The organism is Pantoea sp. Morm (assembly GCF_016643525.1).
Taxonomy (GTDB): Bacteria; Pseudomonadota; Gammaproteobacteria; order Enterobacterales; family Enterobacteriaceae; genus Pantoea; species Pantoea dispersa.
In genome coordinates, this window is record NZ_VOQX01000270.1 from 1 (window position 1) to 761 (window position 761).

The following is a 761-nucleotide window of genomic DNA, read 5'->3' on the forward strand; positions in this document are numbered from 1 at the left end:
CGTGCATTCGATCAGATCGATAACGCGCCAGAAGAGAAGGCTCGTGGTATCACCATCAACACCTCTCACGTTGAATATGAAACCCCGACCCGTCACTACGCACACGTTGACTGCCCAGGCCACGCCGACTATGTGAAAAACATGATCACCGGTGCTGCGCAGATGGACGGCGCGATCCTGGTTGTTGCTGCGACTGATGGCCCAATGCCACAGACCCGTGAGCACATCCTGCTGGGTCGTCAGGTTGGCGTTCCTTACATCATCGTGTTCCTGAACAAGTGCGACATGGTTGATGACGAAGAGCTGCTGGAACTGGTTGAGATGGAAGTGCGTGACCTGCTGTCTGCTTACGACTTCCCTGGCGACGATACCCCAATCGTACGCGGTTCTGCGCTGAAAGCGCTGGAAGGCGAAGCTGAGTGGGAAGCGAAAATCGTTGAGCTGGCTGAGCACCTGGATAGCTACATCCCGGATCCAGTCCGTGCTATCGACCTGCCGTTCCTGCTGCCAATCGAAGACGTATTCTCAATCTCTGGCCGTGGTACCGTTGTTACCGGTCGTGTTGAGCGCGGCATCGTGAAAGTGGGCGACGAAGTAGAAATCGTTGGTATCAAAGCGACTGCCAAGTCTACCTGTACCGGTGTTGAAATGTTCCGCAAACTGCTGGACCAGGGTCAGGCAGGCGAGAACTGTGGTGTTCTGCTGCGCGGTATCAAGCGTGAAGAGATCCAGCGTGGTCAGGTTCTGGCTAAGCCAGGCAC

1 protein-coding gene is annotated in these 761 nt (G+C 55.7%); it reads left to right on the forward strand.

Features of this window, described 5'->3' with window-relative positions; translation table 11 throughout:
• Positions 1–761, forward strand: a 761-nt coding sequence (locus tag FT726_RS27475) for an elongation factor Tu (protein ID WP_346303866.1), incomplete at both ends; no start/stop codon positions are given.